This is a genomic window from Rhodanobacter sp. DHG33, from assembly GCF_014843005.1.
Lineage (GTDB): Bacteria > Pseudomonadota > Gammaproteobacteria > Xanthomonadales > Rhodanobacteraceae > Rhodanobacter_A.
The window spans coordinates 65,728-81,587 of sequence record NZ_JACYXM010000008.1 but is presented as its reverse complement, the minus strand read 5'-3'; the positions used below and the strand labels follow the sequence as shown (position 1 = coordinate 81,587).

The 15,860-nt window shown below is 66.4% G+C and carries 10 protein-coding genes; all 10 read right to left on the bottom strand.

Features of this window, described 5'->3' with window-relative positions; all coding sequences use genetic code 11:
* Positions 1 to 270: 270 nt before the first annotated feature.
* The 10 genes from IHE46_RS15135 to IHE46_RS15085 all read right to left on the bottom strand — a co-directional run bounded on the left by IHE46_RS15135 (position 271) and on the right by IHE46_RS15085 (position 15,657).
* Positions 271 to 1,731, bottom strand: a complete 1,461-nt coding sequence (locus tag IHE46_RS15135) for an efflux transporter outer membrane subunit (RefSeq protein WP_192165501.1) — start codon at positions 1,729 to 1,731, stop codon at positions 271 to 273.
* Complete coding sequence (locus IHE46_RS15130; RefSeq protein ID WP_192165500.1) at positions 1,718 to 2,896, bottom strand: efflux RND transporter periplasmic adaptor subunit; 1,179 nt, start codon at positions 2,894 to 2,896, stop codon at positions 1,718 to 1,720. Before IHE46_RS15130 ends, IHE46_RS15135 begins: the two co-directional genes overlap by 14 nt.
* Positions 2,886 to 6,125, bottom strand: a complete 3,240-nt coding sequence (locus IHE46_RS15125) for an efflux RND transporter permease subunit (protein ID WP_192165499.1) — start codon at positions 6,123 to 6,125, stop codon at positions 2,886 to 2,888. Before IHE46_RS15125 ends, IHE46_RS15130 begins: the two co-directional genes overlap by 11 nt.
* A gap of 458 nt (positions 6,126 to 6,583) precedes the next feature.
* A complete protein-coding gene (locus tag IHE46_RS15120) occupies positions 6,584 to 7,969 on the bottom strand; it encodes an ATP-binding protein (RefSeq protein WP_192165498.1) in 1,386 nt (461 codons plus the stop codon).
* Positions 7,970 to 7,979: 10 nt separating this feature from the next.
* Entirely contained in the window at positions 7,980 to 8,645 is a 666-nt protein-coding gene (locus IHE46_RS15115) for a response regulator (RefSeq protein ID WP_192165497.1), read from the bottom strand.
* A 133-nt stretch (positions 8,646 to 8,778) separates the two neighbouring features.
* On the bottom strand, positions 8,779 to 9,207 hold the full coding sequence (locus tag IHE46_RS15110; protein WP_192165496.1) for a DUF2501 domain-containing protein: 429 nt from the start codon (positions 9,205 to 9,207) through the stop codon (positions 8,779 to 8,781).
* 75 nt (positions 9,208 to 9,282) lie between these two features.
* Positions 9,283 to 9,921: an endonuclease III gene (nth, locus tag IHE46_RS15105; RefSeq protein WP_192165495.1), complete on the bottom strand. Its 639-nt coding sequence runs from the start codon at positions 9,919 to 9,921 to the stop codon at positions 9,283 to 9,285.
* Positions 9,918 to 10,529, bottom strand: a complete 612-nt coding sequence (rsxB, locus tag IHE46_RS15100) for an electron transport complex subunit RsxB (protein WP_192165494.1) — start codon at positions 10,527 to 10,529, stop codon at positions 9,918 to 9,920. The genes nth and rsxB overlap by 4 nt, the downstream gene beginning before the upstream one ends.
* Before the next feature lie 458 nt (positions 10,530 to 10,987).
* Positions 10,988 to 13,090, bottom strand: coding sequence for a methionine--tRNA ligase (gene metG, locus IHE46_RS15090; RefSeq protein ID WP_192165492.1), 2,103 nt, complete (start codon positions 13,088 to 13,090; stop codon positions 10,988 to 10,990).
* Between the two features lie 272 nt (positions 13,091 to 13,362).
* A complete protein-coding gene (locus tag IHE46_RS15085; protein ID WP_192165491.1) occupies positions 13,363 to 15,657 on the bottom strand; it encodes a protease pro-enzyme activation domain-containing protein in 2,295 nt (764 codons plus the stop codon).
* Positions 15,658 to 15,860: the final 203 nt, after the last annotated feature.

Here is a 15,860-nt window from a genome sequence, read left to right as displayed (position 1 = left end):
GGCAGAGCGAAGCGCCCTAGGATCTCGCCGTCGCTCTCAGTTCCCAGATACGGCGAGGGGTGGCCGCTGTGCAGGACGTATCGCCGAACGTAGTTCCAATTTCCTCGACACCGCCCGCTTGTAGTTCCGGCGGATTCCACTAGGCCATTTCTCTGGGTTACTTCTCTTTGGGCCAGCAAAGAGAAGTAACTCGGGCGCCGGCAGGCGTCCGAAACCGCTTTGTAACTTGCAACACACATTCAATACCGCGATAGAGAACCCGACAACCCCTCACAGCTTGGCAGGCGGCTTCTCCAGCATCGCCACCTTCCATCCACCACCCAGCGCACGCACCAAGGCCACGCTGGCCTGCAACCTGCGCGTGCGCACCTGCTGCGCGGCACGCTCTGCGTTGAGGTAGGCGGTCTGCGCGGTGACCACATCGAGGTAATTGATGATGCCCTCGGTGTAGCGGTTGGTGGCGATCTGCTGGGCGGCCAGGGCGGAGCTGGCGGCAGCGTCTTCGTCGTGGGCTTCGTGGGTCAGGCGGGTGAACAGCGCGAGGTTGTCCTCCACCTGCTCGAAGGCGTCGAGCACGGTCAGCCGGTATTGCGCGGAAGCTTCGTCGAACTCGGCATGTGCCTGTCGTGCCCGTGCGCGGCGCAGGCCGCCGTCGAACAGGGGGAGGGAGACGAAGGGGCCGAGCGCCCAGGTGCGGTTGCCGAAGGAGAACAGGTTGCCTTCGCCGGTGTCCTGCCAGCCGTACATGCCCGAGATGCCGATGTCGGGGAAGAACGCCGCGCGCGCCACGCCGATGTCGGCGTTGGCGGCGAAGGTGCGCCGTTCGGCGGCGGCGATGTCGGGCCGGCGCTGCAGCAAGGTGGACGGCACCGAAGCGGGAATGGTCGGCGCGGGTATTTTCTGCTGCGAGGCGGGCAGCGCGAAGTCGGGCGCGGGCACGCCGATCAGGGTGGCGATGGCGTGTTCGGTCAGCGCGCGCTGGGCCGCCACTTCGTCGATCTGGGCATGGGCGTCGGACAGCTGGTTCTGCGCGCGCGCCACCGACAGGCCGGAGGCGATGCCGCCCTGCATGCGGTTGCGGGTGAGCGTGAGGCCCTGCTGGTAGGCCTTCAGCGAGCTCTGCAGGATTTTCGCCTGGAAATCGTAGCCGCGCAGCTGGATGTATTGGTTCGCCAGCTGGGCTTCCAGGCTGAGCTTGGCCGAGGCCAGATCCGCCTGCGCGGCCTGCGCTTGCGCGTGGCCGGCGGCGACTTCGTTGCGGATGCGGCCCCACAGGTCGAATTCGTAGCCGGCGCCGAATTGCGCGCTGTCGTCGTCGTATTCGTTGGGCTGGTTGGAGCCGCGCAGCGGGCGATTGTTCGACTGGCGATCGTCGCTTGTGCCGCCACCGACGCCGAGGTGCGGGAACAGGCCCGAGCGCGCCTCGCTTTCGAATGCGCTGGCGCGCTCGTAACGGGCCAGCGCCATCGCGAGCGACGGGCTATTCGCATCGAGCAGTTGTTCGAGCTTGTCCAGTTCCGGGTCGTTGAACATCGTCCACCAGTCGCCGCGCGAGCTCATGTCCGCGGGAGCGGCGCGCGTCCACAGGCCGGTGCCTTCCTTGTAGGCGGCAGGTACCGGCACGACGGGCGTCTTGTAGGTGGGTGCCAGCGAACAGCCGGCCAGCAGGCCGCCGAGTGCCAGCGCCAGCGCAGCCGGCCGCAACCGGCGCACGGCTTCATTGCTCGCCATGCGACGACTCCTTGGCGGAGGCCACGCGCACGGTGTCGCCGGCGGCCAGCGAGTCGGGCGGGTTGTCGATGATGCGGTCGCCCGGCTGCAGGCCGCGGTCGATCTCCAGCACGCCACCCAGATCCATCGCGATGTGCACGTCGCGCATCACCACCTTGTTGTCCGTGCCGAGCACGGCGATCTGCGGGCCCTGGGCGCGGAAGATCAGCACGGTGGACGGCACGCTGGTGATGGCCTGGCTGGTGGTCAGCGGCAGTTGCACGTCGGCGTAGTCGCCGGGCAGCAGCGTGCCGTTGTCGTTGGCGACTTCGAATTGCGCCAGCAGCGAGCCGGAGGCCTGGCTCACCGCTTCGGACGAGCCGATCAGGGTGCCGTGATAGGTCTTGCCCGGATGGTCGGGCACGGTCAGCGTGACGGTCATGCCCTGGCGGATGGACGACGCGTAGCGCTGCGGCACCGCCACGTACAGACGCATCCTGCGTGTGTCGGCCACGGTGAACAGCGGCAGCGCGGACGGGTTGTCGGAGGTGACGAGGTCGCCGATGTCGGTGTTGCGCGCGGTCACGGTGCCGGCGAACGGCGCGGTGACGTTGCGGAACGCTTCCTGCGCGGCGAGGCGGTCCACGTCGGCCTTGGCGGAAAGCACGTTGGCCTCGGCCACCGCCGCTTCGCTGGCCTTCTCGTCGGCTTCCTGCTTGGACACCGAATTGGAGCTGAGCAGATGCTGCCAGCGCTGGCTGGTCACCTTGGCGAGCTGCGCATTGGCCTGCGCGCGCGCCAGCACGGCCTTGGCCTGTTCGTACTGCTGGTCGAGCTCGGGCGTGTCGATCACCGCCAGCGTCTCGCCGGCCTCGACGTGGCTGCCGATGTCCTTGTTCCAGCTTTTCACGTAGCCGGATACCTGGGCGTGGATGGGCGAGTCGATCCATGCGTCGATATGGCCCGGCAGGGTCATGGCGTGCTTGCCGACCGAGCCGAGCGGCGCGACCAGCGCCACGGTGGGAACCGCCTCGGCATCGGTCTGCGTCACCAGTTGGTGGTATTCGTGCGCGCGCACCACCAGGCCGATCGCGGCGGCAATGGCGGCGACCACCAGCAGGCCGGTGACCGCCGGGCGCAGGCGCAGCGTGCGCGGGTTCGCCGGCGGGGCGTGTTCATGCGACATGGGAAGCTTCTCCGAGCTGCGGAACGGCGGAGGGCGCGTGCTGTTCGCGCCCGTGGACGATGCTGAAGACAACCGGTACGAAGACCAGCGTGGCGCAGGTGGCGAACATCAGGCCACCGACCACGGCGATGCCCAGCGGGGAGTTCTGCTCGTGGCTCAGCGACATCGGCAGCATGCCGATGATCATCGCCAGGGCGGTCATGCAGACCGGACGGAAGCGGGTGAAGCCGGCCTCCAGCGCGGCCCTCAACGCGTCGCCGTGCTCGGCCAGCCGCTCGCGGCAGAAACTCACTACGAGGATGGAATTTGCGGTGGCCACGCCCATGCACATGATGGCGCCGGTGAGCGCGGGCACCGACAGCGTGGTGTGGGTGACGAACAGGATCCACACGATGCCGGCCAGCGCGGCGGGCAGGGCGGTGATGATGACGAACGGGTCCAGCCAGGACTGGAAGTTCACCACGATCAGCAGGTAGATCATCACCACCGCGCCGAGCAGGCCGAACAGCAGGCCGCCGAAGGCGGTGTTCATGGTCTGTACCTGACCGCGCAGCGTGACCAGCGTGCCCTTCGGCCGGCTGCTGGCGAACTGGTCCAGCACCTTCTGCACGTCGCCGGCGACGCCGCCGAGATCGCGGCCCTGTACCGAGGCGTAGATGTCGAAGGTCGGCAGGATGTTGTAGTGCGTGACCACCGCCGCGCTGGGGCCGCGGGTGAACGTGGCGATGTTGCTGAGCACCTGGCTGCTCTTGCCGGCCGAGGCGGTCACCGGCAGGCGCAGCAGGTCGGGCATCGAATCCATCTTGTATTGCGGCGTCGAGGCGACCACCGCATAGGACACGCCGTTGCGCGGATCGAGCCAGAACACCGGCGCCACCTGGCTGGAGCCGGCCAGCGAGGCGACCATGCTGTTGGTGACGTCGCGTTCGGTGATGCCCAGCGTGTCGGCGCGGGTGCGGTTCACCTTCACGTTGATCTGCGGGTAGCTGGTGCTCTGCTGCAGGCGGACGTCGGCGATGCCGGGGACGTCGCGCAGCTTGCGCATGATCTTCGTGGCATACGCCTCGTTCTCGGCGCTGTTGCGGCCGGTGACGGTGATGTCCAGCGGCGCCGGCGCACCGAAGTTGAGGATCTGGCTGGTCATGTCCGCCGGCAGGAAGGAGAACGTCGTGCCGGGGAACTCCTGCGGCAGCAGCTTGCGCAGCTTGGCCACGTAGCCATCGGTGGGCGAATGGCCCTCGCCGAGCACGATCTGGATGTCGCCGTCCTGCGGGCCGATCGAACCGGTGTTGCTGTAGATCAGGTTGGTGTTGGACAGCGGCAGGCCGATGTTGTCGATCATCGTCTTCAGCTGGTCCGGCGGGATGATCTTGCGGATCGCGGCTTCGATGTGATCGAACTCCGCCGCGGTTTCCTCGATGCGCGTGCCCATCGGCGCACGCACGTGCAGCGCGATGGCACCCGCGTCCACCGAGGGGAAGAAGTCGCGGCCGAGGAAGGGCACCAGCGCGAACGAGGCGAGCACGAAGGCGAGGAAGCCGCCCACGAAGACCCAGCGCAGCTTCAGCGCCGTCGCCAGCAAGGCGTAATAGGCATCGCGCACGCGGGTGAAGCCGTGTTCGAACCTCTGCTGGAACGCCACCAGGCCGCGCACGAAGGCGCCGTGGCCGCGCCGGTGATGCTGGTCGCCTTCGTGGTGGTTGATGAACGGGTTTTCCGGATGGTCGCCCGTACCCTTTTCGGTGTGGTACGACTTCAGCAGGTACATCGCCAGCGTCGGCACCAGGGTGCGCGACAGCACGAACGAGGAGATCATCGCGAAGATCACCGCCAGGGCCATCGGCCGGAACAGGAAGCCGGCGATGCCGTCCAGCATGAACATCGGCACGAACACGATGCAGATGCACAGCAGCGAGACGAAGGCGGGCGTCACGATCTGCTTGGCGCCGTCCATGATCGCAGTGCGCACCTCCTTGCCCTGTTCCATGTGCCAGTTGATGTTCTCGATGGTCACCGTGGCGTCGTCCACCAGGATGCCCACGGCCAGCGCCAGGCCGCCCAGCGTCATCACGTTGAGCGTCTGCCCGAAGGCGCCCAGCAGCGCGATGGCCGACAGCACCGCCAGCGGGATCGACACCGCGATGATCACCGTGGAACGCCAGCTGCCGAGGAATACCAGGATCATCACCGAGGTCAGCAGCGCGGCGATGATGCCTTCGCGCGCCACCGAGGTGACCGCGTCCTTCACGAACACCGACTGGTCGGCGAGCTGGGAGATTTTCAGCGACTTCGGCATCGTCTCCTTGATCAGCGGCAGCAGCTTCTTCACGCCCGCGACCACCGCCAGCGTCGAGGCGCTGCCGGTCTTCAGGATGGGCATCAGCACCGCGCGCTGGCCGTCCACGCGCACCACGTTGTTCTGCGGCGGCGAGCCGTCGCGCACGTGCGCCACGTCGCCGATGGTGATGGTGGCGCCGTTGACGGTGCGGATCGGCAGGCTGTTGAGCGTGTCGATCGCGGTCGGGCTGTTGTTGAGCTGCACGTGGTATTCGTAGGTGCCGATCTTGGCGGTGCCGACCGGGATGATCTGGTTCTGCGCCGCCAGCGCGTTCGCCACGTCCTGCGCCGACAGGCCCTTGGCGGCCAGCGCCTGCGGGTCCAGGTCCAGCGTCACCTGGCGCTGCTTGCCGCCGTAGGGCGTGGGAATCGCCACGCCGTTCACCGACACCAGGGTCGGACGCACCTCGTTCTGCGCGATGTCGCGGATCTTCGCTTCCGACAGGCCCTTGCCGGAGAACGCCATCTGCAGCACCGGCACGGTGGAGGCGTTGTAGTTGATGATGGTGGGCGGCGTGATGCCCGGCGGCATCTGCTTCACCACCGTCTGCGAGATCGAGGTGACCTGCGCGGTGGCGGTACGGATGTCCGTGCCCGGCTGGAAGAAGATCTTCACGATGCCGGCGCCGGGCAGCGACTGCGATTCGATGTGCTGGATATTGTTGACCGCCGTGGTGAGCTGGCGCTCGTAGTAATAGATCACGCGACCGGACATCTGGTCGGGCGGCAGGCCGTTGTACGACCACACCACGCCGATCACCGGGATGCCGATGTTGGGGAAGATATCCGTCGGCGTGCGCATTGCCGACAGCGGGCCGATGATCAGGATCACGATCGCCAGCACGATGAACGTGAGCGGGCGCGCGAGTGCGGTACGGACGAGGCCTAGCATGTCGTGTTCCGGATAAGGCGGGGCGGCAGTTCGGTCTTCTGAGCTGCACGACATGCTGGCAGGGCATCCTTATGCGAACCTTTTGGATGCTTTCGATCGCATCCGAGATTCAGTTTCTTGCACCAGGCGCAGGCGCTCCGCGTCTTTGCAGGTTACAGAGAGGTTTCAGTCGTCTACCGGCGCACGAGTTCCTTCTGTTTGCCGGACCACGCCATCGCCGAGAGCGGTGGCGAACAGCAAGCCTCGCTCGAAGGACGGGATACCCGGAGCCAAGAGAGGGAACCAACAGAAATGACCTGGCTTGATACGCCGGAGCTATAAACGGGTCGCGTCGAGGATGTTGGAGCAGAGCGCATCTAGGCGATAGACGATGCGGCCGCGCCATATCTTGGGGGTAGGGCTTTAAGCCCCGGGCCTGGCAATGCTGTGTGGCTATGCGGGGAATTTTGAAAAGGCTTTCAGCCCGTTTCTTCCAGCCGGAATTCCACTCTTACGCGCAGGCCGTGCCCGAACGGCGAATCGAGCAGGTCGATGCTGGCGTCGTGCAGTTGGGCGGCGCGGCGCACGATGTTGAGGCCGACGCCGTAGCCCCCGGCGGCATCGTGGGTTTCGCGGCGGAAGCGTTCGAACACCGTCTCGCGATGCTCGGTGGGGATGCCGGGGCCGTCGTCGCTGATGTCGATGATGGCGGTATCCGCGGTGCGGCTCAGCGCCACTTCCACCTGGCCGCCCTGCGACACGTAGCGCATGGCGTTTTCGATCAGGTTGCGCAGCATCGCGGTCAGCGCCACCTCGTGCCCGGGCACGTGCAGCGGCGTGCCGTCGTGCAGCAGGCTGAGGGTGATGTCCTTGTCGGCGATCAGCGGCGCGAGTTCCTCGATCACCGAGGTGACGATGGCGGCCAGGTCCTGCGGCGAACGCTCCGTGGCCGCCGCGCCCGCTTCGAGCTGCGCCATCGAGAGGATCTGTTCGATGCGCCGGGCCAGCCGGGAGGCGCCTTGCCGCGCGTGCTGCAGGGCGGCGCGCGCATCGTCAGGGCGGGTGGCGATGGCGGCGCTGTCCAGCTGCAGCATGGTGGCCGCCAGCGGCGTGCGCAGTTCGTGCGCCATGTCGGCGGTCATGCGCCGCTCGCGTTCGATGGCGTCCTCCAGCCGTTCGAGCTGGTGGTTGAGCGTGGCGATCAGGGGGCGGATTTCCTCCGGCGCCAGTTCGATCGCCACCGGCTGGCGGCTGCCGGGCGTGCGCTCGGCCAGTTGACCGGTGAGTTCGTCCAGCGGCCGCAGGCCGCGGCGCACCGCCCACAGCGCCAGCAGCGCGAGCAGCGGCAGGCCGATCAGCAGGGGCAGGCCGTGTTCCAGCATCAGGCCGCGGTCGATGTCCAGGCGGTTGTCGTAGCGCTCGCCGATGCGGATGCGCAGGCCTGCGCGGTTCTGCAGGACGAAGGTGCGCCACAGATAGCCGTCCAGCGTGATCTTGCCGAAGCCGGCCTGCTCGGGGCGGGGCGGCGGCAGGTTGGCGAAGTTGGCGGTGCTCACCATGGGCCGCCCGTGGCCGTCGTAGACCTGGAAGCCCACGTCGGGTTCGTAGTTGTGGCGGTGCACGGCGACGATGAGGGCATGGCCGATGTCGGCATCGGTGGCGATGGCGGCATGGTCCGCGTCGGCGCTGCTGTTTTCGATCAGCACGCCCAACGTGCGCGCGGCTTCCGCGAGGCGGCCGTCGAGCAGCTCGTTCATCTCGCGCCGCTCGCGCTGGTAGCTGATGATGCCCAGTGGGATGAGCACCACCACCATCACTGCGATGATCAGCCAGGTGAGGCGATGGCGCAGGCTGAGCGGTTTCATCCGGAGGCGTTCACTTGGGTTCCCGCGGCAGCATATAGCCGATGCCGCGCACGGTGCGGATGGTATCCGGGCTGAGCTTGCGCCGCAGCCAGTGCACCTGCACCTCCAGCGCGTTGCCTTCCACCGGGTTGTCGATGCCGTACACCGAGTTTTCCAGCGTCTCGCGATGCACGATGCGGCCCGCGCGTTCCATCAACGCGCGCAACAGGGCGAACTCGCGGCGCGTCAGCGTGACTCCGGCCCCGCGGAAGGTCACTTCGCCGGAGGCGAGGTTCATCTGCAGGTCGCCGGCTTCGATGATGTTGTCGGCGAGGCCGCGGGTGCGGCGGATCAGCGAGCGGATGCGCGCCGACAGTTCTTCCAGGTGGAACGGCTTGACCAGGTAGTCGTCGGCGCCGAGGTCGAGGCCACGCACGCGGGCTTCGAGGCCGTCGCGCGCGGTCATCACCAGGATGGGCGTGCGGATGCCCTTGCGGCGCGCTTCGGCGAGCACGTCGAAACCGTCGCGGTCCGGCAGGCCGAGGTCGAGCAGCACCAGGTCGGCGCTCTGGTCGTCCAGCCCCAGCATGGCCTCGCGGCCGTTGCGCAGCCAGGTCACCGCGCAGGACTGCTGCACGAGGACATGGCGGATGGCCTCGCCGAGTTCGGCATCGTCCTCGACCAGCATGATGTGCATGGGCTTGTCCGTGGTGGCTGCGGGAGCATGATGGCTGCATCTTGGGGCCGCAGCCTTACACCAGCCTTAAGAACCCCCGGGGGAGGAACGGCGAGCCCGGGCTCGCCGTTCCCTACGCGCACGGGCCGGGCGCTCAGTGCATGAAGGACGATACCGCCTTGTCCGCCACGTGCTTGCACATCTGCTTGGCCAGCGTGCCCTTCAGGTTGCCGAGGTTGAAGCTCTGGCCGTTGCCGCCCTGCAGGACGCCGCTGAGGCCTTGCTTGTAGCCGCTGTCCTGTGTGGCTTCGGACTGACCACCGAACTTGCCCAGCAGTTTCTCCTTGAGCGTGTCGGTGGCGCTGGGCAGGTAGCCGTGCGACTGGCAGTAGCCCAGCACGCCTGCCGCGTTCTGCGCGCTGCCCAGCGAGGAAACCGAGGGAAGCGCCGAGCCGGAACCCTTCTGGCCCAGCAGGCTGCCGGCGGCATTCTGCAGCGAGCCCAGGTCCTGCGCCGAAACCGTGCCGGCGAAGGCAACGGCGAGCGAGGCGGCAAGCAGCAGTCGTGCGGTAGTGGTTCGCATGGAACGGTTCCTCCTTGGTGGGCGAGGCTCCGTTTGTACATCATTCGGCGTTGGCGACGCGTTGCGCCGGCCGGTTCAGTCCGCCAAGGTCTTGTCCTTGTAGCGGCACAGGTCGCGGATGACGCAGCCCGGGCAATCCGGCTTGCGCGCCTTGCAGACGTAGCGGCCATGCAGAATCAGCCAGTGGTGCGCGTCCTGCTTGAACTCGGCGGGTATCACCTTTTCCAGCTTGTCCTCCACCGCGCGCACGTCCTTGCCCGGGGCGAGGCCGGTGCGGTTGGAGACGCGGAAGATATGCGTGTCCACCGCGATGGTGGGCTCGCCGAAGGCGGTGTTGAGCACCACGTTGGCGGTCTTGCGGCCCACGCCGGGCAGCGCTTCCAGCGCTTCGCGCATGCGGGGCACTTCGCCGCCATGCTGCTCGACGAGGATGCGGCAGAGCGCGATCACGTTCTTTGCCTTGGCGTTGAACAGGCCGATGGTGCTGATGTACTTCTTCAGGCCATCCTCGCCCAGCTCGAGGATGGCCTGCGGCGTGTTCGCTACGGGATAGAGCTTCTTCGTGGCCTTGTTGACGCCCACGTCGGTGGCTTGCGCGGAGAGCACCACGGCCACCAGCAACTCGAACGGCGTGGTGTAGGCAAGCTCGGTGGTGGGGTGCGGGTTCAGTTCGCGCAGGCGCGTGAACAGCTCGACCACATCGGCGCGCTTCATGGCGACTTGTCCTGTTTGGCGCGGGCGCGCGCCAGGGCGGCCAGCACCGGGTTGGCGGATACGGTGGGGGCCACCGCGGCCTTGCGCGCTGCCAGTTCCGCCTCGTGTTCGGCGGCTTCGCGGGCAAGGCGTGCCTCGCGTTGACGGAAGCGCTCGCGCGCCGCGTCGGCATGCGGCTGGTCGATCAGTTCGACCGGCATCGGTTCCAGCACGATGCAGTCGACCGGGCAGGCAGGCACGCACAGCTCGCAGCCGGTGCAATCGTCGGCAAGCACGGTGTGCATCAGTTTGGCCGCCCCCACGATGGCGTCCACCGGACAGGCCTGGATGCACTTGGTGCAGCCGATGCACTCGTCCTCGATCACCCGCGCCAGCATGCGCGGCTTCTCCACGCCGTTGGCAGGGTTGAGCGGCAGCGCCGGGCGGTCGAGCAGCATCGCCAGCTTCGCGATGCCGGTCGCGCCGCCGGGCGGGCACTGGTTGATCTCCGCTTCGCCGCGCGCGATGGCCTCCGCGTAGGGGCGGCAGCCGTGGTAGCCGCATTGCTCGCACTGGGTCTGCGGCAACAGGGCGTCTATGCGGTTGGCGAGATGAAAGGGGTCAGCCATGGTGCTCACGCGTTTCGGGCCTGGTTGCCGGCTTGCTCAATTCGGCATAGGTATCAGGAGGAACCGCTCTCCAGTGGTGACCGCACGACTTGCAACGCTCCCGCCATTTGAGTGCTGGCCATATCGGTAGGCCGAGGACGCATCCGAAAAAGAAAGCCCACCCGCGATAGTTTGGGTTTTCTTCGATGTCGCTACTCTGGCAGCGAGGGCAGCAATCATCGCAGTCGAGGCGATAGTCACCACGCCGCCAGTGATCAAGGACATCGCGTGCCTGCGCCAGGTATGTATCAGGCACCATGACCATGAATCCGCCGAATGCGATCACCTGATACCACTTGAGCCGAGACAGGCCATTTTCGAAAACGAAGGCGATGCACCCTTCCTCACGTAGCAGGCCAGCGACGATCTCCGCCTCGGCAAGGTCGTAGGATCGGTGGGCGCATCGCATGCGTTTGCCGTCAGCGTACCGTGGCGCCCGGCTTGGCACCCTGGTCGGCGTCGAGCAGGAACAGGTCGCTGCCGCCGTCGCCAGCGGAGAGGATCATGCCCTCGGAGAGGCCGAAGCGCATCTTGCGCGGCGCGAGGTTGGCGATGAACACCACGTTGCGACCGACCAGCTTTTCGGGCTCGCCGTAGGCGGCGCGGATGCCAGAGAAGATCTGCCGCTTGCCGAGGTCGCCGGCATCCAGTTCGAAGCGCAGCAGCTTGTCCGAGCCTTCCACGAACTCGCAGGCCAGCACCTTGCCCACGCGCAGGTCGAGCTTGGCGAAATCGTCGATGGCGATCGTGGCCGGCGTAGTTGTGGCGTGTGCTTCGGCGGGAGCGGCGGCAGGCTTGGCGGTGTCGTTCATGGGCTTTTTCTTGGGTGGTTCGGCGGCGGGTGCTGCTGCGCCCAGCGATTCCTTGGAGGCTTCGATCATCGTTTCGACGAGCTTGGGATCGAGGCGTGCGAGCAGCGGTTCGAAGGCGTGGATAGCGTGGCCGTGCAGCGCGCTGCGCGCCTCGGCGAAGTTGGCGATGGGCGCAGCGAGGAACTGCTCGGCGGCGGCCACGGTGGCGGGCACGATGGGCTTGAGCATGCCGGCAAGCAGGCGGAAGGCGGCCAGTGCGAACGAGCACACCTGGTGCAGCTCGGCGCGGCGCGCCTCGTCCTTGGCCATCGCCCACGGCGCCTTCTCGGCGATGTGACCGTTGATGAGGTCGGCCATCAGCACGAAGCGGCGGGTGAGTTCGGCGAACTCGCCGCCTTCGTACAGCGCTTCGATGCCCTCGTAGTGCGCGAGCAGGTCCCGCCACAGGGCGGTGTGCTTCGCGTCGTATTCGTTGGCCAGCCTGCCGTCGAAGAACTTGTGCACGAAGCCCGCGGTGCGGCTGGCGATGTTCACCCACTTGCCGACCAGGTGCGAGTTGACGCGCTCCTCGAAGGCCTTGAGGTCGAGGTCCACGTCCACCGGCGTGTCGTTGAGCAGGCTGGCGAAGTAGTAGCGCAGGTATTCCGGGTTGAGCCCGGCGTCGAGATAGGTGCGCGCCTGGATGAAGGTGCCGCGCGACTTGGACATCTTCGCGCCGTTCACGGTGAGGTAGCCGTTGACGTGCAGCGCGGTGGGCGTGCGGAGGTTCGCGCCATGCAGCATCGCCGGCCAGAACAGGCCGTGGAAATTGATGATGTCCTTGCCGATGAAATGGTGTATCTCGGCGCTGCTGTCCGCGCCGAGGTAGTCGTCGAACTTCAGGCCGGTGCGATCGCACAGCGCCTTGAAGCTGGCGAGGTAGCCCACCGGCGCGTCCAGCCACACGTAGAAGAACTTGCCCGGCGCGTCGGGGATGGGGAAGCCGAAGTAGGGCGCGTCGCGCGAGATGTCCCAGTCTTTCAGTCCGCCGTCCAGCCATTCGCGCAGCTTGGCGGCCACGCCGGCGTTCGCCACCGGGCGGCCGTTGGAGTACTTGCCGGCGAACCAGTCGCGCAGCAGGTTCTCGAACTTGCCCAGTTCGAAGAAGTAATGCTCCGAATCCTTCAGCATCGGCGTGGCGCCCGACATCACCGAATAGGGGTTGATGAGGTCGGTGGGTGCATAGGTGGCGCCGCAGTTTTCGCAGTTGTCGCCGTACTGGTCGGGCGTGCCGCACTTCGGGCAGGTGCCCTTGATGTAGCGGTCCGGCAGGAACATCTGCTTCTCGGGATCGAACAGCTGCTGGATGCTGCGCTTGGCGATGTAGCCTCCGTCGCGCAGCCGCGTGTAGATCAGCGAAGCCAGCTCGCGGTTCTCGTCCGAGTGCGTGGAGTGGTAGTGGTCGAAGGCCACGCCGAACGCGGCGAAGTCAGCCTCGTGGCCCACGCGGATGCCGGCGATGAAGGCTTCCGGCGTCATCCCGGCCTTTTCGGCGGCCAGCATGATCGGCGTGCCGTGGGCGTCGTCGGCGCAGACATAGGCCACGTCGTTGCCCATCATGCGCTGCGCCCGCACCCAGATGTCGGCCTGGATATAGCCCAGCAGATGGCCCATGTGCAGCGGGCCATTGGCGTAGGGCAGGGCGTTGGTGACGAGCAGGCGGCGGGACATGGCGTCTCGTAGAGGTGGGCGGGTTCGCAATTATGGCATGCGGGATTGGCCGCCTACTTCGACGCAGGGGAGCGGCACCGGTCTCGGACGGCATCGCAAGACGGCGCGCCGCAGCGTGTTCCTGGCATGGGGATGTGCGCGATCATCGCCCGCTTGCTGCGCAACTCCGCGGAGCGACAAGTACACAAGGGCGGCTGCACGGGGCGCCCGGCAGGCGCCGAACCCTTGGCGGGGATGCCCGCCAAGGGAAATCGCGTCAGCGCATCGAGCTACTACGGTGCATTCACGAAGGCCATCCAGGCCGAATACAGGTTGGTGGCATTCACCGAGCCCAGGCCATTGGCGAAGCTCCAGCCGGGTTGCGCGGCATAGGCCGCGGTGGTCGGGCTGTACTTCGTTGCGCTGGTCGAGGTCAGTCCGATCTTGGTGGAGCCGTAGGCCCCCTCGAAGTTCGCTATCGTGCCGTAGAAGTAGCAATCCGGCGTAGTCTCGGCAAACGCTGCCACCTCGATGCACTGCGTCGAATTGCCTCCTCCGGTGATGTTGTGGAACACACACTTGCCGGTGCCCTTGGTGCCGTTGTCGGCATTGCATTGCGCAAGCGTGGCCGGAGTGGCTCCCGTCGCATCCCCGTATTCGCTCCTCGCCAGTGCGTACAGCGTGGGCGCGGCATTGCCCTGGCCCGCGGGCAGGCCGGCCTTGGACAGGCCCTGGTCGATCAACGCCTGGATGCCGGCGAACATCGGCGACGACAGGGACGTCCCACCCTCCAGCACCACCGGCGTCGTGAAGTTCTTTGCGCACGGGTAGTCGCCGGTGCAGAGGATGACCCACGAATATCCGCCATAGGAGCCGCCGAACAGCGAGACGTCGGGCAGGTCGCGCGATTGGTCCTTGGCCGCTCCGCGCACCTGCCGCTGCCAGGCCGGCTTGCGGTCGACCGACGAGGGGCCGCCGCTGCCGCTCTCGGATGTCGCGTAGTAGCCGTACGGGTCGTAGATCAGCGCGTTCTTGCAGAACTGCAGTGCCGTCAGCCCCACCAGTTGCTGGGCCGCCGTGGTGTTGCCGCAGGACTCGTTCCAGGTGATCTCGGGCACATAAGACAGCGCCGAGCCGTACACGGCATTGAGCGTGCTGCTGAAGTATTTCTTGGTCGTGCCGTCGAGCACGTCGGCCGTATCCGATCCGCCGACGCCGGTGACATTGGGCGAGGTGGCGAACGAATTGGCGTCCACGCCGACGCCATTGATGATGGAGCCGTTGAAGCTCGGGTTGGCACCGGAATCGCCGGTGGAAACGAAGACCGAGATGCCTTCCACATCGGCCTGGGCCCACATCAGGTCGATCGCCGTCTTGCTGGCGGCATCCGTATAGCCTTCCCCGTATCCGTAACTCGCGCTGATGATGTCTGGCCGCGTAGTGCCGTTGATCAGGTTGTTGGCCGCCGTATACACGCCGCCGAAGAAGTTGGTGCTGCCGGCGTCATTGCAGGTCGCCACCCAGATGTCGGCACCCGGTGCCATCGCCGTGGACCACTCCGAGTCCAGCACGGTCTCGATGCTTTCCCCGTCGCCCGTGGCATTGCCGGGATCGGTGCAGTTGCCCGTGGCCGGCGTCAGCTGCGGCTGGAACTGCTTGAACGTGCCGCCGTAGCTGCCGAGGTTGAACTGGCTGACGAAGTTGGGCCAGTCCGAAACGTCCATGTCGCTGTCCTCGACCACGGCGATGGAAATGCCCTTGCCGGTAAGGCCTTTGTTGTAGAGCGCCGTGGTGTTGTACATCGTGTTGAGGTCGTACGGCGCGAAGCCGCGGGCGCCATTGGTGAACGCCACCGCCATCGGGTTGGCCTGGGAGTTCGTGGCGGACGCGGACGCTTTCTGCAGCGTGAAGTTGTGCTTGCCGGCATTGAAGCGGCCGACCTGCGGGGCCACGTGCAACGGCTGCGGTCGGAAATCGTTCAAGCCCGCCACGCCGACGATCACGCTCTGCAGCGCCGAGGGAATGCTGATGTCGCTCGCGTTGGCCACGTGGCTGACGCTGTTGACGGTGTAGCGGTTCACCTGCGTGTGGAATGCCTGGCGCACCAGGCCGGCCGTGCCGCTGAAATCGATCTGCGACTTGTTCGGGTACACCCCGTTGACGGTGAAGCCCTGTGAAACGAGCCACGATTTCACGGCATTGATGTCCGCGTCGGCGACGCCGAAGTTTTCGCCGAACTGGGCGGGCGTTATCCATCGATGGAATTTGGACGACGAAGGATCGTGCTGTGCGGCGATCAACGACTCCAGTGCCGATTTGCGCAAGGCGCTGCGCTGCAGGACCAGCTGCATGTGGTTCATGGGCAGCGAATCCGCCACCGGACCGGTCGGCTTCACGCTATTGAGCAGAGCCAGGTGGGTATTGCCCAGCATCGACACGACGCGATTGTCGACAGTCTGGGTGACGCGCGGCGCCTCGACCGTATTCAGGCCGGCCAGCGCGGACGAAGCTTGAGCCAAGGCGATCGCCGGCAAGGTGGCGAGCGCGGCGGCAATGGATACACCCAACATCACATGTTCAGTTTTCACGTCTTTTCTCCCAAGAAATACCTGATGAAAAAAACGAGTCCCCTGTCCCCTGTGATGAAACAGATCGTTTGAATTGGATAGATCGGTCTAGGTCTGCCTCCCTTGCGTCGAACGTGTGCCAGCGAAAGAGTCATCGGATCGCTGTATGGGCCCGACGCAGCCACATACAGCGGTCGCGCTGACTGAAAATCGACAATGCCCCG